General features: G+C 52.0%; 17 protein-coding genes. 8 read left to right on the forward strand and 9 right to left on the reverse strand.

Annotation, left to right across the window (positions count from 1 at the left end; translation table 11 throughout):
• Positions 1-171: 171 nt before the first annotated feature.
• Positions 172-945 (reverse strand): DUF4886 domain-containing protein, encoded by a 774-nt coding sequence (locus tag FDX09_RS16135; protein ID WP_085048859.1) that lies wholly within the window; start codon positions 943-945, stop codon positions 172-174.
• A 10-nt stretch (positions 946-955) separates the two neighbouring features.
• Complete coding sequence (locus FDX09_RS16140; protein WP_085048860.1) at positions 956-1996, reverse strand: porin; 1041 nt, start codon at positions 1994-1996, stop codon at positions 956-958.
• Between the two features lie 407 nt (positions 1997-2403).
• Here FDX09_RS16140 and FDX09_RS16145 point away from each other — a divergent pair, with 407 nt between their 5' ends.
• On the forward strand, positions 2404-3774 hold the full coding sequence (locus tag FDX09_RS16145) for an adenylosuccinate lyase family protein (RefSeq protein WP_137347517.1): 1371 nt from the start codon (positions 2404-2406) through the stop codon (positions 3772-3774).
• A 39-nt stretch (positions 3775-3813) separates the two neighbouring features.
• On the opposite strand, the gene FDX09_RS16150 is transcribed toward FDX09_RS16145, so the two are convergent.
• Positions 3814-4707 carry a MurR/RpiR family transcriptional regulator gene (locus tag FDX09_RS16150; RefSeq protein ID WP_137347518.1) on the reverse strand — a complete coding sequence of 298 codons (894 nt, stop codon included), beginning with the start codon at positions 4705-4707 and terminating at the stop codon, positions 3814-3816.
• A 353-nt stretch (positions 4708-5060) separates the two neighbouring features.
• Here FDX09_RS16150 and dcuC point away from each other — a divergent pair, with 353 nt between their 5' ends.
• From dcuC to FDX09_RS16165, 3 genes are all read left to right on the forward strand, one after another.
• Positions 5061-6428: a C4-dicarboxylate transporter DcuC gene (gene dcuC, locus FDX09_RS16155; protein ID WP_137347519.1), complete on the forward strand. Its 1368-nt coding sequence runs from the start codon at positions 5061-5063 to the stop codon at positions 6426-6428.
• A gap of 51 nt (positions 6429-6479) precedes the next feature.
• A complete protein-coding gene (locus FDX09_RS16160) occupies positions 6480-8174 on the forward strand; it encodes an NAD-dependent malic enzyme (protein WP_085048864.1) in 1695 nt (564 codons plus the stop codon).
• Between the two features lie 83 nt (positions 8175-8257).
• Positions 8258-8602, forward strand: coding sequence for a nitrous oxide-stimulated promoter family protein (locus tag FDX09_RS16165; protein WP_044699707.1), 345 nt, complete (start codon positions 8258-8260; stop codon positions 8600-8602).
• Positions 8603-8704: 102 nt separating this feature from the next.
• On the opposite strand, the gene flhA is transcribed toward FDX09_RS16165, so the two are convergent.
• The 6 genes from flhA to hypA all read right to left on the reverse strand — a co-directional run bounded on the left by flhA (position 8705) and on the right by hypA (position 14709).
• Complete coding sequence (gene flhA / locus FDX09_RS16170) at positions 8705-10783, reverse strand: formate hydrogenlyase transcriptional activator FlhA (protein ID WP_038633112.1); 2079 nt, start codon at positions 10781-10783, stop codon at positions 8705-8707.
• Positions 10784-11000: 217 nt separating this feature from the next.
• A complete protein-coding gene (gene hypE, locus FDX09_RS16175; RefSeq protein WP_069324562.1) occupies positions 11001-12011 on the reverse strand; it encodes a hydrogenase maturation carbamoyl dehydratase HypE in 1011 nt (336 codons plus the stop codon).
• Positions 12008-13129 carry a hydrogenase formation protein HypD gene (hypD, locus tag FDX09_RS16180; RefSeq protein ID WP_038633106.1) on the reverse strand — a complete coding sequence of 374 codons (1122 nt, stop codon included), beginning with the start codon at positions 13127-13129 and terminating at the stop codon, positions 12008-12010. Before hypD ends, hypE begins: the two co-directional genes overlap by 4 nt.
• Positions 13130-13402 (reverse strand): hydrogenase 3 maturation protein HypC, encoded by a 273-nt coding sequence (gene hypC, locus FDX09_RS16185; protein ID WP_038633103.1) that lies wholly within the window; start codon positions 13400-13402, stop codon positions 13130-13132. It lies immediately after the preceding gene.
• Positions 13393-14265 carry a hydrogenase nickel incorporation protein HypB gene (gene hypB / locus FDX09_RS16190; RefSeq protein ID WP_038633101.1) on the reverse strand — a complete coding sequence of 291 codons (873 nt, stop codon included), beginning with the start codon at positions 14263-14265 and terminating at the stop codon, positions 13393-13395. Before hypB ends, hypC begins: the two co-directional genes overlap by 10 nt.
• 87 nt (positions 14266-14352) lie before the next feature.
• Positions 14353-14709, reverse strand: a complete 357-nt coding sequence (gene hypA, locus FDX09_RS16195) for a hydrogenase maturation nickel metallochaperone HypA (RefSeq protein ID WP_042310587.1) — start codon at positions 14707-14709, stop codon at positions 14353-14355.
• Between the two features lie 198 nt (positions 14710-14907).
• On the opposite strand from hypA, the gene hycA reads away from it, so the two are divergent.
• The 4 genes from hycA to FDX09_RS16220 all read left to right on the forward strand — a co-directional run bounded on the left by hycA (position 14908) and on the right by FDX09_RS16220 (position 18871).
• Positions 14908-15366, forward strand: coding sequence for a formate hydrogenlyase regulator HycA (gene hycA, locus FDX09_RS16200; protein ID WP_038633094.1), 459 nt, complete (start codon positions 14908-14910; stop codon positions 15364-15366).
• 144 nt (positions 15367-15510) lie between these two features.
• Positions 15511-16122, forward strand: a complete 612-nt coding sequence (gene hycB / locus FDX09_RS16210; RefSeq protein WP_038633091.1) for a formate hydrogenlyase subunit HycB — start codon at positions 15511-15513, stop codon at positions 16120-16122.
• The gene (gene hycC, locus FDX09_RS16215) at positions 16119-17945 is read left to right on the forward strand and encodes a formate hydrogenlyase subunit 3 (RefSeq protein WP_069324563.1); all 1827 of its coding nucleotides are present in this window, start codon (positions 16119-16121) and stop codon (positions 17943-17945) included. Before hycB ends, hycC begins: the two co-directional genes overlap by 4 nt.
• A 2-nt stretch (positions 17946-17947) precedes the next feature.
• On the forward strand, positions 17948-18871 hold the full coding sequence (locus FDX09_RS16220; RefSeq protein ID WP_137347520.1) for a respiratory chain complex I subunit 1 family protein: 924 nt from the start codon (positions 17948-17950) through the stop codon (positions 18869-18871).
• Positions 18872-18878 lie beyond the last annotated feature (7 nt).

Genomic DNA, 18878 nt, shown 5'->3' on the forward strand with positions numbered 1-18878 from the left:
ACAACAAAGTGGTTAATTTATCAACGAATATAGCCTTTGCTATGTTATATAGCACAAGGTATAAACAAATGAAAATAATTCTTATTTGCGTAGGGTGCTAAGGAATTGACGGGGATAACGCGTTGCGCGCCGACACGATTGTCGCCGCGCAGCGGATGAATAACCTGATGATTATGACTTCTGGAACTCAGTGACGGTTTCCCATGCTACCTGTTGTAACGCTTTGGCGGCAGCTGGGGTCATATCCGTATCAACAGGAAGCGCGCCGCCGACCGGAGACTGGTTATACAGGGTAGCGAAAAATACGCAGGCTGCGAGATACGTTCCAGAAATCGAAGGGTGTACGCCATCATGATAATACAGGTTTATTTCCGGATGGGTTTTGCGCGCTTTCTCGAAAGCCAGACCTACCGGAGCGACATATCCCCCCGTTTTTTGCGCAATGGAGATATAAGCATCCGCCAGTTTTTGGCTATCTTCGGGTTGAGCTTTCTTCGCCCAGGTCATGAAATAGACGACTTTTGCACCTGCTTTATGCGCCATTTCGGCCATTTGGGTTGCGGAGTCAACGAAGTTTTGCCGGGTGCTTTCTTTCTTTGAGATCGTTTCTGTGGAGTTCCCCTGCAATACCACCACATCCCATTTCTGTAGCGTGTTCTGGTAGCGCATATTCTCAATTTGCCAGCCTAAATGACCGCTGGAAATCGTGATCCCCCGATATTTATAGCCTTTGGCATGGTCCGGCAGTAAAGACTGCGTCAAATCCCGCAATCGGGTATTGATATTATTGTTATAGAAAGTGAACGAGTTACCATAAAGCGCGACAATTTTATTCTCACCATCCATTTTGGCATGGGCGGAAGGCGCTAATAATGTATCCGCGTGAGAGCAAATGCTGCTCAGTGCAAGGGTCATTGCAGCGGTAAACAAGGTTATTTTTTTCATCGGTTATCTCTTAGAAATCATAACGGAGTCCAACGATGAGCGCATCATCATTGGTTTTTTTGTTCTTACTGGCGAATTCTTTATCATAAGTAAATGATAACCACGTATCTTCAGCCAATGTTAATTGCGCTTCAGCACGCCAGTCTTCTTTTTCAGCGATATCTTTACCATCTTCATTTAAAAAACTATATCCAGTGAGAACCTTGACGGTGCCAAAGTTGTAGGAAATAAGTGAATCCATTCCTTTATAATTATTATCACTTTTGTTATCGCGGGAAATAGAAGTCCGTAACGCGGTTACCGCGACTTCATAGGCTTTATAGTTGAGTTGTAACCCTCCCATAATTTGATCGTTTTGATTACGTCCATCGGTAGTCTCTACCCCATCCTGTCGTTTATAACGACTGGCAGCAATCGCAGGTGTAATTCTAAAATCGCCAAATTTGAAAGACTTGCGATAGCTGGCCATCGCGCCGTAGTCCAGGGCTTCGTTATCGCTGTTGCCATTACCAGAGACCCATGCCAACTGAATCTCATTGCCCGCAAATTTGGCGTTCCACTGTACGGTGCCGTCCTGGCGGTTGAACTGGTACGAATCATCAATGGTTGTAATGCCATAGCTGTAGATATTGGGGGTAAAGTTTTTGTACTTATCGGTCATTTTCATTACCTGATACAGCGGGTTTTTGGTTCTCCCGGTGATCAGTTCACCCCATGTTTTATTCGACAGGCCGACATAGGAATAGCGGGCCTCCATATCGCTTTCACCGGTATTGTTATCATTTTTTTCGGTACGCACCTGCCATTCCAGGCGACCCACGATTTTGGTATCTGGCAGAAGATCCAGATCTCGGGTGAGATAAATACCTACACGGCCACCCAGATCGCTTCGGCTTTCACTACCGGCAAATGAATTCTGGCCACTGGCAATTTTGCCCTCAACGCGACCATAGATATCCAGAGTATTTCCATCCTTATTATAGACGTTTAAGGCGAACGCCGAGGAACTCATACCCATTAGTAATATTAGTGAATAATTTTTTAGCTTCATGTCATCCCTCAAAACAGCATTAATTTCCTGACCATAAAAAGAAAGTTCACAGCGGGATAATTGTTTGTGGAAAAGGAATGGCAGCGATATGGGAAACATTTTTTCTCGTAATGAAATGTGATTATTCACGCATAAATATCTCCGATTGCGCTATTGTATTAATGGTTCTTATATTTAATGAGCGATTTTATTGAAATATTACGACTGTTTAAAATGTAATGCGAAAATTACTGTGAAGTGCATCCCATTTCTAACGGATGTAAAAACTGAAAATGGGAATAGTGCATTCTCATAGTCGGTTTTGGGGTGGGAATACTATTTTCCCCTGTAATTTGCAGGACAGATCCCGCAAAATTGATTAATCACATTTTCGATTATGACGCATTCATTGGCCGGAGAGGCGCTGTATGTTCGGTAAGCAAACAACGGTATTTGATTCTGATCTTTATTCTTCATTGTTCACCCACGGTCGGATGCGGGAAATATGGTCTGACGACAATCTGATGCGTTGCTGGCTGCGTTTTGAGGCCACTGTCGCACGCATTCAAAGTGAGTTAGGGATTATCCCTGAGCAGGCGGCAGCAGAAATTGCGCAAGCCTGCCAGGAAATACAGATAGACTGGCCTGCTCTGGCCAAGGATACACAAACGGTGGGGATGGCGATAAAACCGCTAATTGATCAGATCTCTGCTTCTGGCACACCTTTGGTAAGCCAGTTTTTGCACTGGGGATGTACCACTCAGGACCTACTGGATTCAGGAATGGCGATGAGATTGCAGCAAACGCTGCAGTTGCTGCGTGAGCAATTGTGTGATGTGGGTGAAGCGATGAAAGCGATGGCAATACGTCACACCCGTACGGTTATGGTTGCGCGCACCAATTCGGTGGATGCCTCCGCCACAACATGGGGGCTTCATGTTTGCAGTTATCTGGCAGAGGTTAACCGCCATCTGGCAAGACTCCAGCAGTTGTATCCGCGTGCGGTGACCGGACTCTTTGGCGGTGCGGTGGGGAATCTGGCTTCCGTGGGCGAGAAGGGAATGGAAACGCGTGAACGACTGATGCAGGCGTTAGGTCTGAACGTGCCCTGTGGTATTAATAACGCCAGTCAGGATGCGGTCGTTGAAGTTGTGCAGTTTTTTGCGCTTGTTCACGGCACGTTGTGTCGACTGGCTAACGATGTCGAAACCATGGGGCGCACGCCGATTGCTGAAGTGTTTGAGGGCGAAGGTGGCGGCGGATCCAGCACGATGCCGCACAAAGTCAATCCGCGCGCCAGTAACATGATGCAAACGCTGGCCAGAATGGGCTGGATGTATGCTTCCGGCGCACCGTCCATGCTGGATCAACAGGATGTGCGAGCCGCCTCTATGAGGGTCCTGAACTGGACGATCCTTCCGGAGGCCTCTAATGCCTTATCGACCAGTCTTACACGTGCAAAAAATTTGCTTTCTCATCTCATTGTTAATGAAGAGAAGATGCGCGCTAATTTTGACTGCTCGAAGCACTTTATTATGTCGGAATCGCTGACGATGAAGCTTGCCGCTAAAATTGGCAGGGAATCTGCCTATAACTTAGTGAAAAACCTGCTGAAGCATGCAACAGGCGAGCAAAGCTTCATGGAGATCGTGCAGTCCAGTTCGGTAATCCGCGCGTCATTGTCTGTGGCGGAAATTGCCGCCGCCTGCGAACCGCTGTCATATATTGGGGCTAACGATGCGCTAATTGCAGAAACGGTTGCTGAATTCGATCGTGTGAAAACGACAGAGATGGCCTGAATCGTAATGCTGCCTGGAGAGAGAATCCTCCTGGCGGCATTACGTGTTGTGTGCTGAGGCCGAAAATGTTTCAAAGAAGACGAACAATTCTTCCAGTTGGGCAAAATTCCCCTCGTTATCTCCTTTCTCATAAGCCAGATGCAAAATCAGTTCGATGAAGAAGAAGCCGAGAATACGGCTTTGAAAAATGGATTGTACGTCGCTGGGGAGAACAAACTGCAGATCGCAAAATTTACCGTATGGGTTTGCCTCTGAGTTGGTCACCAGCACCACGGAAGCATTCTTTTTTCTGAACCACTTTGCAATATTGAGGGCTACCCGATTAAATCGATAGTAGGAGAACACAATCAGTACGTCGTCCTCCTTAATATTGATGAGACATTTAGGGAGTTCGCTGATATCCGTCGGTAACAGAGTGATGTCACTGCGAAAGTACTTTAACAAGGTACAAAAATGTGTCGCCATGGCATGAGAAGACGAAGGACCAACAACATAAATATGACGTTGATTGTTCAGTACCAGATCGATAAAAGCATTCAGGCTTGTAATATCGATATTATTCTTAAATTGATTAAATAATTCTGCTACTTTGTGGGTGAAATCGGTAACGATACTTTCAGTGGTAATGTCAGGATTGTTACGCTGTATGGTGTTTTTCTCAAAAGGTGCAGAGATTTTATTTTTTGACAGCGTAATGTCTAATGCTTTGCGGAAAGCAGCATAGCCCGTAAACCCAATTTTATTCAAAAATCGGCCAATGGTCGCTTTGCTTACCATCGCATTTTGTGAGAGGTCGACAATGCCATGATAGGGGAGTTCATTGAAGTGTTTATTTATGTACTCATTGAGTCGGCATTCAGATTCAGTTAAATCACCCATATTAAGAGTAAGAGAATTATATTCATCCAGACTTAATGTGTTTTTTTTGTACATGGATAATACCCGATGGCTGTTGTATATCAACGTTGTTATAGGGTAATACGCTTTCGACGTCAATCATAGAGTGAATATGTTGGAAACCCGTATCCATCTATTTCTGCAGAGCGCGGACACATTCAGATGAGTTGCGATCTTACTCACAAAAAGGGGTGGGAAAACACCTTTCCCGTATTTTACGCTCACACAAACCATTACAATTAAGACTCAATATTTGAGTATGTAATACGATAAATTAACGTACATACTATAGCTGCTTATATATAGGTGTGATTTTTTACTATCCTACATAAGCTATGATGATATGACAGGTAACCCTACCCGATTTGTATGGCATAGGAATTGTTATTATGACGGCGTTTATTATAGCAATAGTGATAACAGTTATTGCTGCATGGTTAATTGTGAAAAATTATCAGCCGCAAACTGTTTTATTACTCGCTGGACTGGCATTATTGACCATTACCGTACTGTTTTATCCAGAAAACAGCATTCTCTATGATAAAGCGAAATCCACGGGGTCAACCTGGCTGGATATCTTTAGTTTTGCAAAAGAATCGCTTACCACACAAATTGCGGGCATTGGTCTTATCATTATGGCTGCGGGAGGATTCGCCAGCTATATGGATCACATCAAAGCGTCGAATGCGATGGTTAATATGTGCATTCGACCGCTTCAGGTGATTAAAGCGCCTTATTTAATCCTTGCGTTAGGGTATATCTGTGCGCAGCTTCTGCATGTGGCAATTTCAAGTGCGGCGGGTCTGGCGATGTTGCTACTGGTGACATTCTTCCCGGTTCTGGTTCGCCTGGGTGTCAGTAAAGCTTCTGCGGCCGCGATGATTGGCCTGTGCGCGTTTATGGATTTAGGGCCTGCGGTTGGTACGGCGAATCTGGCGGCGAAGCATGCCGGTATGGAAAGTGCTATCTACTTTGCCCATTATCAGATGCCGGTGGCTGTGGTAGTCATGCTGGCTGTGGCGGTGGTGATTTATTTCACCGCAAAATATTTCGACAAGAAAGATGGCTTCGTACCTGGCGCACAAAGCGTGGTTGAGGCCGAAGAAGAGGGGCGTAAAGTCCCTGCTGTTTACGCGTTGTTGCCGGTATTACCCGTGCTACTGGTGCTGGTCTTTAGTCCGCTAGTGATCAAATCCATCAAAATTGACGTGGTCACGGCGATGATTCTTGGCGCAGTGGTCGCTTTTTTCTTCGAACTGGCGACCACGCGGGATTTTAAAAGTTGCTGCAAAGGAATACAGGTCTTTTTCAAAGGGATGGGCAGCATGTTTACCAGCATCGTTTCTTTACTGGTATGTGCGGACATCTATGCTCAGGGGCTGCAGAAAATTGGCGCGGTGGATTACTTACTGCAGTCCGTACAAAACGCCGGTCTGGGCTTTACCAGCATGACGCTGGTGATGACTGCGCTGGTGGGCGTAACCGCTGTGCTGACAGGCTCTGGCGTTGCGGCCTTTTTCTCCTTCTCCGGCCTGGCTCCCTCGATTGCGGCAAAATTTGGTGAAAGCGCCGTCAATATGATCCTCCCTATGCAGCTGATGGCGGGTATGGGGCGCTCGATGTCTCCAGTGGCTGGCATCATTATTGCGGTAAGTAAAGCGGGGGAATGTTCACCGTTTATGATCGTTAGAAGAACGCTGCTTCCCGCGCTGGCCGGTATCGCGGCGATGCTGATTGCCAACTATGTCCTGATTTGAATCCCGGGAGCCTGTTAATGCAGGCTCTTATTTTTTATCTGGTTGTAATTTATGGATGTCAACGTGACAAACGATGTTTTATACGTTCCGTTTACGGGAAAGTTACTGCTTGAGTCTCCGTTATTAAACAAAGGAAGCAGTTTCACTCAGCAAGAAAGGCATGACTTTAACCTTGGTGGATTACTGCCATGCGCTATTGAGAATATTGATGAACAAGCCGAGCGAGCTTATCAACAGTACCTCGAAGCAGAATCACATAATGCCCGACATATTTATCTGAGAAATATTCAGGATACCAACGAAACGTTATTTTATTACCTGCTGAAAAAATATCTGCCTGAGATGCTGCCAATCGTTTATACCCCGGTGGTAGGTGCTGCCTGCGAAAAATTTTCCTGGATATACCGACGAGCGCGCGGCGTCTTTATTTCCTGGCCCGATCGCGAACGTATTGACGATATATTGCATGATATTCCACGGCACGATATCAAGGTGATCGTCGTCACCGACGGCGAGCGTATTCTGGGATTGGGCGACCAGGGGGTTGGTGGTATGGGCATTCCTATCGGGAAGTTGTCTCTCTATACCGTCTGCGGCGGAGTTAATCCGGCGAATACGCTGCCGATATTACTGGATGTCGGCACGAACAATACGCGACTACTGGACGATCCGCGCTATATCGGCTGGCGTCATCCGCGCGTAACCGGTGAAGATTACTTCGCGTTTATTGGAATGTTTATTGCTGCCGTAAAACGGCGCTGGCCCAACGTACTGCTGCAGTTTGAAGATTTCGCCCAACATACAGCTGTGCCTTTGCTGGAACGTTATCGCGATGAATTGTGCTGTTTTAATGATGATATCCAGGGCACGGCGTCGGTGGCTCTGGCCACCATACTCGCTGCCTGCCGTGGCAGCGGCCGGGACTTCCGTCAGCAATCGATCGTGATTGTAGGGGCGGGGGCTGCGGGATGTGGGATCGCCCGGCATATTATTGCTTGTCGTATGTCTGAGGGAATGAGCCAGGCTGAAGCCCGACGGACCATTTTTATGGTGGATCGCGACGGTCTGGTGATGACGACCAATGAGGCATTAGCTGTTTTCCAGCAACCGCTGGCGCAGTCGCCCGATGCGTTATTTGGCTGGCAATACGAGATGCAGACTCCGTCGTTACTGGAGGTGATCCGCAATGCCAAACCTGCGGTAATGCTGGGCGTTTCGGGCCAGGCAGGATTGTTCTCGCAGGAAGTGATTAGCACGATGTACCAATACTGCGATCGTCCTGTTGTGATGCCGTTGTCGAACCCCACCTCGAAAATGGAAGCACGGCCAGAAGATATTCTTCACTGGACCGAGGGACAGGCCATTATCGCAACCGGTAGCCCATGCGAGCCGGTAGAGATGTATGGACGTGTCATTCCTGTTTCACAGTGTAATAACGTGTATGTTTTCCCGGCGATCGGTCTGGGGGCTATCGCCAGCGGCGCGACGCGGATAACAGAGGCAATGTTGATGGCGGCAAGCCGTGCGCTGGCGGAAGCTTCTCCGCTGGTGCGTGACGGTGAAGGCGCGCTGTTACCAGAGATTGGCACAATATGCGAGGTGACTCGCAACATTGCGTTTGAGGTCGGCAAGGCGGCGTGGCAATCAGGTGTGGCGGAAAAAATGAGCGACGATGCCTTGTTGCGGAGCATTAAAGATAACTTTTGGCTACCGCACTACCGCCCTTATAAACGACGGGCAATTTAGTCATTTTCCGGGTAAGCGAACTCATATGATGGTTGCCTTCACTTTTAAGGTGTATTATTTATGCAACTTAATTGGGAGGCACCATGTCCGGCAAACGTATTGCACGTGAAAAAATGACGATCCAGAGAATGATCTCGCTGTACGAGCGCCAGTGTCCGCAGGCCTCAGACGAGCCGGGGCATTACGATGCGTTGTTTGCCTATGCGCAAAAGCGTCTGGATAAGTGCGTATTTGGTGAGGAAAAACCGGCCTGCAAACAGTGCCCGGTACACTGTTATCAACCCGCCAAACGTGAAGAGATGAAGCAGATTATGCGCTGGGCTGGGCCAAGAATGCTCTGGCGTCATCCGATCCTGACCGTACGTCATCTGATTGATGACAAACGTCCCGTCCCGGAATTGCCCGAAAAGTACCAGCGGAAGAAGTAATGTAGCAATTCTATGCCGGATGGCGGCTGCGCCTTATCCGGCCTACAAATATAAACGCACCAGTGGGTAGACCCGATAAGCAAAGCGCCATCGGGCGAACCGTTAAACCAGCGCATCCTTATCAATACCCAGGCGCTTCATGCGTGACAGTAACGTCGTGCGCTTCAGTCCCAGTCGTTGCGCCGCGCCTTTGGGGCCGGCAACCACGCCGTTAGTCTCTTTCAGCACGCGCATGATCAGCTGGTATTCATCTTCGCCATCTTGTGCGACTTCGGTCGCCACTGGCGGCGTGGAAGGCGTCAAAGCGACAACATCCGGCAGAGACAGTTGCAGTACATTGCCCCTTGTGAGCAGCACCGCGCGTTCTACCACATTTTCCAGTTCACGCACGTTACCCGGCCATTCCATACTGCTCAGCGTACGCAGCGCTTCGGCGGGAATACTGTCGATATTGCGCCCCATTCGGCGGGCAATTTTAAAGGTGAAAGCTTTTACCAATAGCGGAATATCTTCCGGGCGTTCGCGCAGCGGCGGCAGATGGATCGGGAAGACGTTCAGCCGATAGTAGAGATCGTTGCGAAACTCGCGATCGGCGACCATCTTTTTCAGATCGCGGTTGGTGGCGGCGATCAAACGGACATCGGTCTGGATCAGCTTATTGCTGCCCAGACGCTCAAACTCCTGTTCTTGCAAAACGCGCAATAGCTTCGGCTGAAGCTCAAGCGGCATGTCGCCCACTTCATCAAGGAACAGTGAGCTTTTGTCCGCCAGTTCGAAACGCCCAATACGTTGCGTGCTGGCTCCGGTAAACGCACCGCGCTCATGACCAAACAGATCGCTTTCCAGCAATCCGGCAGGCATTGCCGCACAGTTCATTTTTACCATCCTGCGGGCGTTACGGCCGCTCAGGTTATGAATCGCTCTGGCGATCAGCTCTTTGCCTGTCCCGGTCTCGCCGAGAATCAATACGGTGCTGTCACTTTGCGCCACCATCTCGACCTGTTTGAGCACACTGTACATCGCTTCGCTGCGGCCAATGATTTCGCCGAACTCGCTGTCAACGTTGTTGAGCTGTTCTGTCAGCGCCAGGTTTTCATCGACCAGACGTTCTTTCAGACGGTGAATTTCCTGGTAGGCGAGGGCGTTATCCACGGCAATCGCCACACGCTCGGCAATCTGGCGTAGCAGTTTGAGATTGGCGGTGGTGAAGACTTTCTCTTCGCACTGCGCCAGCTTCAGTACGCCAAGCATGTTATTGCCGGACATCAACGGCAGCAGGCACAGCGTCTGTAATTGGTTGCCCCAGGTCTCGAACAGCATCCGTTCATAAGGAGCAAGGGCATCGCGTTCGCTCAGGTTAATCAGCAGCATCTCTTTGCTTTTGAAGACCCGCTCAGAGAGTGTGCCTGCTTCGTCCACTTCGCTCTGTTCGTGCGCCGGATGATGCTCATCCAGATAGTGGGTGGAGTAGATGCTCAGCTTATTTTTGCGACTGCTGCGTAACACGATACTGATAGCATCGATGTCGAAATAATGGTGGATCTCTTTGGCGACTTCGCTGACCAGTTCATCTATGTCCAGTCGGGAAAGCACCGCATTGGTGATGGCGACCAGGATGCGAAAGTTGTCACGCTCACGGCACAGCAGATCGTAATCGACGTTATTGCTGACTCTGCTCTGAATTTGTTCAGCCACGACACCGACAATTTGGGTGAAGGTCTGGAGCCGATTGTACTCTTTTTCGCTCCATGGCCGGTCTTCGTTACGGATGAATTCGCAACCGCCAAAGATGCGCCCATCCGCCGCCAGCGGCAGCAGACAGTAGTGACCAAATTCAGAATACAATCCGCCGGATGCCAGCTGCGGCCAGGTTTCCGTGAACTCATGATAGTTGCAGTGCAGCGCGTCGGGGCGCGACAGGATACGGCGTATCGGCCCATGCGCCAGCACCGTTTCGTCTTCATAATCGATAGGTTTACTATTTTCGCGCGTCGCAAAATAACGCGCACGTTGCGTTTGTGCCTGCCATAAGACAATAGCCGCGCAGTCGGCCAGTCCGGAATGCCTGGCCAGCTGTGAAAGCGCCTCGCTGAGAGACTGAAGATCGGGCTGCTGTAATAATGTACGAGTAATATCGAACAGGCCTTGCTGTCCGAGGTCACTCATCGGTGTATACGACATATTGCTTTTCCAGGGAAAGCACCGCAAAACGGTGCGAAAACGGTAAATGAATTATAGGTATAAGTCGTAAATTATTGCCGGATGGCTGACCGCAAACTCGCTGGTCACGCAATCCGTAGGCCTGATAAGCAAAGCCATCAGGCGATAATGCAGCGTTAATGCCGGATGTCGACGCCAATGCGTCTTATCCGGCTTACAGCATGCTGCCAACTGCCTGCTAGCATATACGAGGTAAAGGTTCAGCGTGTGGTAAATCGAGGGTTCGTTTCACGCCATACAGTCCGGCAAGACGTACACCTTTACGTTCAACTACTTCGCCAATCATTGCCGCGTCGCGTCCTAACGGATGCGCGCGCAGCGCAGCAAGCACGCTTTCAGCAGCCTGACGCTCAACGGCAATCACCAGTTTGCCTTCGTTGGCAAAGTTGAGCGCATCAAGGCCCAGCAGCTCGCAAACGCCACGCACCGCAGGCTTCATGGGCAGGGCCGCTTCAGACAGCTCAATACCAAATCCACATGATGCGGCAAACTCATGCGTCACCGCATTCACGCCGCCACGGGTGGCGTCACGCAGCGCCTTCACGCCGGGTATATCACGTATCGTCTGGATAAGCGGCGTGAGCACCGCACAGTCGCTAACCAGTTCGCCATCAAGACCCAATTGCTCGCGCAGATTAAGAATGGTTGCGCCATGGTCGCCGAGCGTACCGCTAACCAGCAATACATCGCCAGGGCCGAGAGTTTGCGCACCCCAGTGAATGTTGGCGGGGATCGCGCCCATACCGGCGGTGTTGATGAACAACTTATCTGCGGCGCCACGCTGCACGACTTTGGTATCACCGGTCACGATGGCGATGCCCGCTTCGCGTGCGGTTGCCGCCATGCTGGTGACGACGGTTTTCAGCGTCTCCATCGGCAGACCTTCTTCAAGGATAAACCCGCAGGAGAGATAACGCGGAATCGCGCCGCTGACGGCGACATCGTTAGCCGTACCGCAGATAGCCAGCTTGCCGATATTACCGCCGGGGAAGAACAACGGATCGATAACATAGCTGTCGGTAGAGAACGCCAGACGATCGCCCTCTGCAACCAACTGCGCCAGTTCCAGACGCGCCTGATCTTCCTGTTCCGCCAGCCACGGATTAGCAAAAGCCTCCATAAACAGACTGTTGATCAACTGCTGCATAGCCTGACCGCCGCTACCGTGGGCGAGTTGTACGCTGTTCATGCTTCACACTCCTGCTGACGATACTGATACCAGGCGGCACATGCGCCTTCTGAGGAGACCATCAGTGCACCAAACGCGGTCTCCGGGTTACAGGTTTTACCAAATAACGGGCACTGATGCGGTTTACATCTGCCGGTCAACACCTCTCCGCAACGCGCGCGCGGATCGTCATATACCTGCTGTGGCGCTGGCTGAAAATGCGCTTCGGCATCAAAACGTTGATAGTCCGGCGTCAGGTGAACGCCAGACGATTCGATCACGCCCAGACCGCGCCATTCGCTGTCGCCGTTGACGCAAAATACCTCAGCGATGGCCTGTTGCGCTAAGGCGTTACCGGCATCCGGTACTACGCGGCGGTACTGGTTTTCGACCTGGCTTTGGGCGGCGATTTTCTGTTCAATCAGCATCACCACGCCTTGCAGCAGGTCGAGCGGCTCAAAGCCGGCGACCACTAACGGGCGATGGAAATCTGAGGCAATGAAATTATAGGCGTCGGTGCCAATCACCATGCTGACGTGCCCCGGTGCTAAAAAGGCATCGATGCCGTTGTCCGGCTGTTCCAGCAGGCTGCGCAGCGTGGGGATTAGCGTAATGTGCTGACAGAAAAAGTAAAAGTTCTGCACATCGCGTTGTTTGGCCTGCTGCAGGGTAATGGCGGTGGTTGGCATGGTGGTTTCAAAACCCAGACCAAAGAACACAACCTTACGCGTTGGGTTTTCCTGCGCCAGCTTCAGCGCATCCATCGGCGAATAGACGATGCGGATATCCGCGCCGCGCGCTTTGGCCTGTAGTAGTGAGCCTTGTTTTCCCGGCACGCGCATGGCGTCGCCAAAGGTGCAGAAAATCACTTCCGGATGGCTGGCGATTTCAACACAGCTGTCGATCCTGCCCATCGGCAGAACGCAAACCGGGCAGCCAGGACCGTGAATGAACTCCACGTTTTCGGGCAGCAGTTGGTCGAGTCCGAATTTGAAAATAGCGTGGGTATGACCACCACAAACTTCCATGATGCGCAGCGGTCGCTCGGCGGTGTAGGGGAGGAGAGCGGCACGTTCACGCAGGTGCTCTATCAACTGCATCACCTGTTCTGGTGCGCGGTATTCGTCAACAAAACGCATTTATTTTTCCTCGCCGTACAGCAACGCGCCGACATCCGGCTCAACGTCAAACATATTTTGCAGCGCGTCGAGCGTGTCGCGCGCTTCTGCTTCATTAATGATGCTCATCGCAAAGCCGACGTGGACCAGTACCCACTGACCCAGACGCGGCTGACCATTTTCATCACAGCTACCGACCAGCGTCAGGTCGACGTCGCGCTGAATACCGCAAACGTCGACTTTGGCCTGGTTGCCATCAATGGTGCGGATTTGACCCGGAACACCTATGCACATCGCTGCGTCTCCAGCCAGGAGAGCCATTGGTCCATCCCTTCGCCGCTGGTGGCGGAAATCAGGATGATCTCAATGTCCGGGTTCACTTCCCGGGCGCTGGCGATGCACTTTTCAACATCAAAATTGAGGTACGGCAGCAGATCCACTTTATTGAGCAGCATCAGCGATGCGGCGGCAAACATATGCGGATATTTCAGCGGCTTATCTTCGCCTTCGGTGACGGACAGCACCGCCACTTTATGACGTTCGCCGAGGTCGAAGCTGGCCGGGCAGACCAGGTTACCGACGTTTTCAATAAACAGAATGCCGTTGTCATCAAGCGGCAAACGCGGCGCGGCGTCAGCAATCATTTGCGCGTCAAGGTGGCAACCTTTACCCGTGTTGACCTGGATGGCGGGGGTGCCGGTGGCGCGAATACGGGCGGCATCGTTGACCGTCTGTTGGTCGCCTTCAATCACGGCGCACGGAACGCTGTCTTTCAGCTTGATCAGCGTTTCGGTCAGTAGCGTCGTTTTACCTGAGCCCGGGCTTGAGACGAGGTTTAATACCAGATGCTGACGAGCGGCAAAACGGGCGCGGTTACGTTCGGCCAGGCGGTTATTTTTGTCCAGCACGTCAATTTCGACTTCCAGCATACGGCGCTGGCTCATGCCTGGCGCATGGGTACCCGCCTCGCCATGACCGTAGTGCAGGTCGCCTTCTGCGGTCTGGCTCGGTGCGAAATTAGAGGTTTTCACACCGGTAATATTCAGCGCCGGGCGAGCCGCCGGGGCAAATGGCGCGCTGCGAAACGCCGAGTGGGGATTATGCTCATCACCCTCTATATAAAGGTTGCCTTCAGCGCAACCACATGTCGTACACATCGCTCACTCCTGATCTCTTTCTTGTTACAGGCTTTTTGCCGGATGGCGACGCAAGCGTCTTCTCCGGCCTGGCAGGTGCCACCGGAATTAGTCTTCGGCGTCGCCTATTTCAATTCGTCGAATCTGTAGACCATCATCGGCCACAATTCTCAGCGTATCGCTGTTGCATTGCGGACACCGACGCACGCGTTGGGTCAGTAACGTGACGTATTGCTGACAAGATTCGCACCAACATTCTGCTTCTTGTTCTTCGAGGTGGAGTTTACAACCTTCTGCAAGGGTCCCACGGCATACCAGATCAAAACAAAAGGCGAGAGCGCTGGTTTCTACGCAAGAAAATGCGCCAATTTTGAGCCAGACCCCAGTTACTCGCTTGGCACCGTGTTGCGTGGCCTGTTGTTCAATCAATTCCAGTGCTCTTTGGCAGAGGGTTATTTCGTGCATACCGCCTCCTATGAAGTTGCCGTATTAAAAGCAATAAACATGCCAGGTTGAATTTTTTCATCCGTGACAATGACGACAATGACGAAATGACACGTCGTCACCCGTCTTTTATTTTTTATATATTTGAAAATAAAGGAAATTAATTTTGGCATGAAATGTGCTTAAGGCTGTTCATCTCTGCTAAACGGGTAACCTGACATGACTATTTGGGAAATAAGCGAAAAAGCCGATTACATCGCTGAACGGCATCGTCGCCTACAGGACCAGTGGCGTATTTACTGCAACTCGCTGGTTCAGGGGATCACCCTGTCGAAAGCGCGTTTGCATCATGCGATGAGCTGCGCGCCGGACAAAGATCTGTGCTTTGTCCTTTTTGAACACTTCGTTATCTACGTCACGCTGGCGGATGGCTTCAACAGTCACACCATCGAGTATTACGTCGAAACGAAAGAGGGTGATGATAAACAACTGATTGCACAGGCACAGTTGACCATCGACGGTAAAGTTGATGAGCGTATCAGCAACCGCGATCGCGAGCAGGTGCTGGAGCACTATCTCGAAAAAATCGCCAGTGTCTACGACAGCCTGTACACCGCGGTTGAGAACAATATGCCGGTGAATTTAAGCCAGCTGGTTGCGGGACATAGCCCGGCGTAAGCCTCGGGTGCTGCCCACGTTTGTCATGACGCGGCGTTACTACTGCGTCACGACAGTTTAGGGAATGGGCATGTCGAAAAATGTCGAAATGACATTTGCCTGACATGTTTTCGTCAAAAATGACTATCACCTGAGGAATGCCTGGTGAATCGTTTTGTAATTGCTGACTCCACTCTTTGTATTGGCTGCCACACCTGTGAAGCCGCCTGCTCAGAGACACATCGCCAGCATGGCCTGCAGTCAATGCCGCGCCTGAAAGTGATGTTAAATGAAAAAGAATCCGCGCCGCAGCTTTGCCACCAGTGTGAAGATGCGCCTTGCGCTACCGTTTGTCCGGTTAATGCGATTAATCGCGTTGACGGCGCCGTACAGCTGAATGAAAGCCTGTGCGTAAGCTGCAAACTGTGCGGGATCGCCTGTCCGTTCGGCGCTATTGAGTTTTCCGGTAGCCGTCCGCTGCATATCCCGGCAAACGCCAATACATCAAAAGCGCCGCCGGCTCCGCCAGCTCCAGCTCGCGTAAGCACGCTGCTGGACTGGGTCCCGGGCATTCGTGCCATCGCGGTGAAATGCGATCTGTGTAGTTTTGACGAGCAAGGTCCGGCCTGTGTACGCATGTGTCCGACCAAAGCCCTGCATCTGGTGAGCAACATGGATATCGCCCGCGCCAGCAAACGTAAGCGTGAGCTGACTTTCAATACCGACTTCGGCGATCTCACCTTGTTTCAGCAGGCTCAAAGTGGAGATGCAAAATGAGCGCAATTTCACTGATTAACAGCGGCGTGGCCTGGTTTACAGCGGCTGCGGTTCTGGCATTTCTGTTTTCATTTCATAAACCGCTGAGCGGCTGGATTGCAGGGGTTGGCGGCGCGGTTGGCAGTTTGTGTACGGCTGGCGCGGGTTTTATGGTGCTGACCAACGCGCTGGCGGTAAGCGGTGTGATGCCGTTTATTGGTCACAGCCTGCAAATTACCCCGTTGAACGCTATCTGGCTGATTACTCTGGGCCTGTGCGGTCTGTTTGTCAGCCTGTACAACATTGACTGGCATCGCCATCCACAGGTGAAAGCCAACGGCCTGCTGGTGAATCTGCTGATGGCCGCAGCGGTATGTGCGGTGGTTGCCAGCAACCTCGGTACGCTGGTGGTGATGGCGGAAATCATGGCGCTGTGCGCGGTGTTCCTGACCGGTTGCAGTAAAGAGGGCAAACTGTGGTTTGCGCTGGGGCGCATCGGCACGCTGCTGTTGGCGATTGCCTGCTACCTGGTGTGGCAGCGCTACGGTACGCTGGAGCTGCGCCTGCTTGACCTGCGCACCCAGGAGCTGCCGCTTGGGTCTGACATCTGGCTGCTGGGCGTGGCGGGTTTTGGCCTGCTGGCCGGGATTATCCCACTGCACGGTTGGGTGCCGCAGGCACACGCCAACGCCAGCGCGCCGGCTGCGGCACTGTTTTCTACCGTGGTCATGAAGGTCGGTCTGCTGGGTATTCTCTCCCTGTCGCTGCTGGGCGGTAACGCGCCGCTGTGGTGGGGCATTACGCTGTTGGTGCTGGGTATGATCACCGCATTTGTCGGCGGTCTGTATGCGCTAATGGAACATAACATCCAGCGTTTGCTGGCGTACCACACGCTGGAAAACATCGGCATTATTCTGCTGGGGCTGGGCGCTGGCGTAACCGGGATTTCACTGAATCAACCGGCGCTGATTGCGTTGGGTTTGACCGGTGGTCTGTATCATCTGGTCAACCACAGCCTGTTCAAAAGCGTTCTGTTCCTCGGTGCTGGCAGCATCTGGTTCCGTACCGGTCATCGTGATATCGAGAAGTTGGGCGGTATCGGTAAACGTATGCCGGTTATCTCTCTGGCGATGCTGGTTGGCCTGATGGCGATGGCCGCACTGCCGCCGCTGAACGGTTTTGCCGGTGAGTGGGTCATCTATCAGTCCTTCTTTAAGCTTGGCAACAGCGGCGCGTTTGTCGGTCGTCTGTTAGGGCCGTTGCTGGCGGTAGGACTGGCGATTACTGGCGCGCTGGCGGTGATGTGTATGGCGAAAGTGTATGGCGTTACGTTCCTTGGCGCGCCGCGCACGAAGGAAGCTGAAAATGCCTGCTGCGCGCCAATCCTGATGGGCGTGAGCGTGGTTGCGCTGGCTATCTGCTGCGTGATTGGCGGCGTTGCTGCGCCGTGGCTGCTGCCGATGATTTCCTCTGCCGTTCCACTGCCGCTGGAAACCGCGAACACCACCGTTTCTCAGCCAATGATCACGCTGCTGCTGATCGCGTGTCCGCTGCTGCCGTTCATCATCATGGCAATTTTCAAAGGCAACCGTCTGCCGTCGCGTTCACGCGGTGCGGCATGGGTGTGTGGTTACGATCACGAGCAGTCAATGGTCATTACCGCCCACGGTTTTGCCATGCCGGTGAAAGAAGCCTTTGCCCCGGTACTCAAATTGCGTAAATGGCTGAACCCGGTATCACTGGTTCCGGGCTGGCAGAATGCGGCCGCCCCGGTACTGTTTCGTCGCCTGGCGTTGATTGAGCTGGCGGTGCTGGTGGTGATTGTGGTTTCACGAGGAGCCTGAAAATGAGTGTTTTATATCCGTTAATTCAGGCGCTGGTGCTGTTTGCCATGGCGCCGCTGCTGTCCGGTGTGACCCGCGTGGCGCGTGCGCGTTTGCATAATCGTCGCGGTCCGGGCGTTTTGCAGGAATACCGCGACATTATCAAACTGCTGGGCCGTCAGAGCATTGCGCCTGCGGATTCCAGCTGGGTTTTCCGCCTGACGCCGTTTGTGATGGTGGGCGTGATGCTGACTATCGCCACCGCGTTGCCGGTAGTGACCGTTGGTTCACCGCTGCCGCAATTGGGCGATCTGATCACCTTAATTTACCTGTTCGCCATCGCCCGTTTCTTTTTCTCTATCGCGGGTCTGGATACTGGTAGCCCGTTTACTGCGATTGGCGCCAGCCGCGAAGCGATGCTCGGCGTGCTGGTTGAACCTATCCTGTTGCTGGGACTGTGGGTGGCGGCGCAAGTTGCGGGTTCAACCCATATCAGCAATATCGCCGATACCGTTTACCACTGGCCTGCTGCGCGCAGCATCCCGCTGATTCTGGCCCTGTGCGCCTGTGCTTTCGCCACCTTTATCGAAATGGGCAAACTGCCGTTCGATCTGGCGGAAGCAGAGCAGGAACTGCAGGAAGGTCCATTGACCGAATACAGCGGCAGCGGTTTTGCGGTACTGAAGTGGGGCATTAGCCTCAAACAGCTGGTCGTTCTGCAAATGTTCGTCGGCGTGTTCCTGCCGTGGGGACAGATGGAGACCTTCACCGCGGGTGGGCTGCTGCTGGCGCTGGTGATTGCCGTCGTCAAGCTGGTCCTCGGCGTGCTGGTCATTGCCTTGTTCGAAAACAGCATGGCGCGTCTGCGTTTTTGCGCCACTTCACGCGTGACCTGGGCCGGTTTTGGGTTTGCGTTTTTAGCGTTCGTCTCCTTGCTGGTGGCGTGATTTAAGA

The organism is Citrobacter sp. wls717, from assembly GCF_005280955.1.
In the GTDB taxonomy this organism is placed as follows: domain Bacteria; phylum Pseudomonadota; class Gammaproteobacteria; order Enterobacterales; family Enterobacteriaceae; genus Citrobacter; species Citrobacter werkmanii.

Excerpts from the sequence above, each read along its gene's own strand:
- hypD (WP_038633106.1), bottom strand. The coding sequence starts at position 13,129 with ATGCGTTTTGTTGACGAATACCGCGCACCAGAACAGGTGATGCAGTTG.
- dcuC (WP_137347519.1), top strand. The coding sequence starts at position 5,061 with ATGACGGCGTTTATTATAGCAATAGTGATAACAGTTATTGCTGCATGG.
- FDX09_RS16140 (WP_085048860.1), bottom strand. The coding sequence starts at position 1,996 with ATGAAGCTAAAAAATTATTCACTAATATTACTAATGGGTATGAGTTCC.
- hypC (WP_038633103.1), bottom strand. The coding sequence starts at position 13,402 with ATGTGCATAGGTGTTCCGGGTCAAATCCGCACCATTGATGGCAACCAG.
- hycA (WP_038633094.1), top strand. The coding sequence starts at position 14,908 with ATGACTATTTGGGAAATAAGCGAAAAAGCCGATTACATCGCTGAACGG.
- FDX09_RS16145 (WP_137347517.1), top strand. The coding sequence starts at position 2,404 with ATGTTCGGTAAGCAAACAACGGTATTTGATTCTGATCTTTATTCTTCA.
- FDX09_RS16150 (WP_137347518.1), bottom strand. The coding sequence starts at position 4,707 with ATGTACAAAAAAAACACATTAAGTCTGGATGAATATAATTCTCTTACT.
- flhA (WP_038633112.1), bottom strand. The coding sequence starts at position 10,783 with ATGTCGTATACACCGATGAGTGACCTCGGACAGCAAGGCCTGTTCGAT.
- FDX09_RS16135 (WP_085048859.1), bottom strand. The coding sequence starts at position 945 with ATGAAAAAAATAACCTTGTTTACCGCTGCAATGACCCTTGCACTGAGC.
- hypE (WP_069324562.1), bottom strand. The coding sequence starts at position 12,011 with ATGAACAGCGTACAACTCGCCCACGGTAGCGGCGGTCAGGCTATGCAG.
- FDX09_RS16160 (WP_085048864.1), top strand. The coding sequence starts at position 6,480 with ATGGATGTCAACGTGACAAACGATGTTTTATACGTTCCGTTTACGGGA.
- hycC (WP_069324563.1), top strand. The coding sequence starts at position 16,119 with ATGAGCGCAATTTCACTGATTAACAGCGGCGTGGCCTGGTTTACAGCG.
- hypB (WP_038633101.1), bottom strand. The coding sequence starts at position 14,265 with ATGTGTACGACATGTGGTTGCGCTGAAGGCAACCTTTATATAGAGGGT.
- FDX09_RS16165 (WP_044699707.1), top strand. The coding sequence starts at position 8,258 with ATGTCCGGCAAACGTATTGCACGTGAAAAAATGACGATCCAGAGAATG.
- FDX09_RS16220 (WP_137347520.1), top strand. The coding sequence starts at position 17,948 with ATGAGTGTTTTATATCCGTTAATTCAGGCGCTGGTGCTGTTTGCCATG.
- hypA (WP_042310587.1), bottom strand. The coding sequence starts at position 14,709 with ATGCACGAAATAACCCTCTGCCAAAGAGCACTGGAATTGATTGAACAA.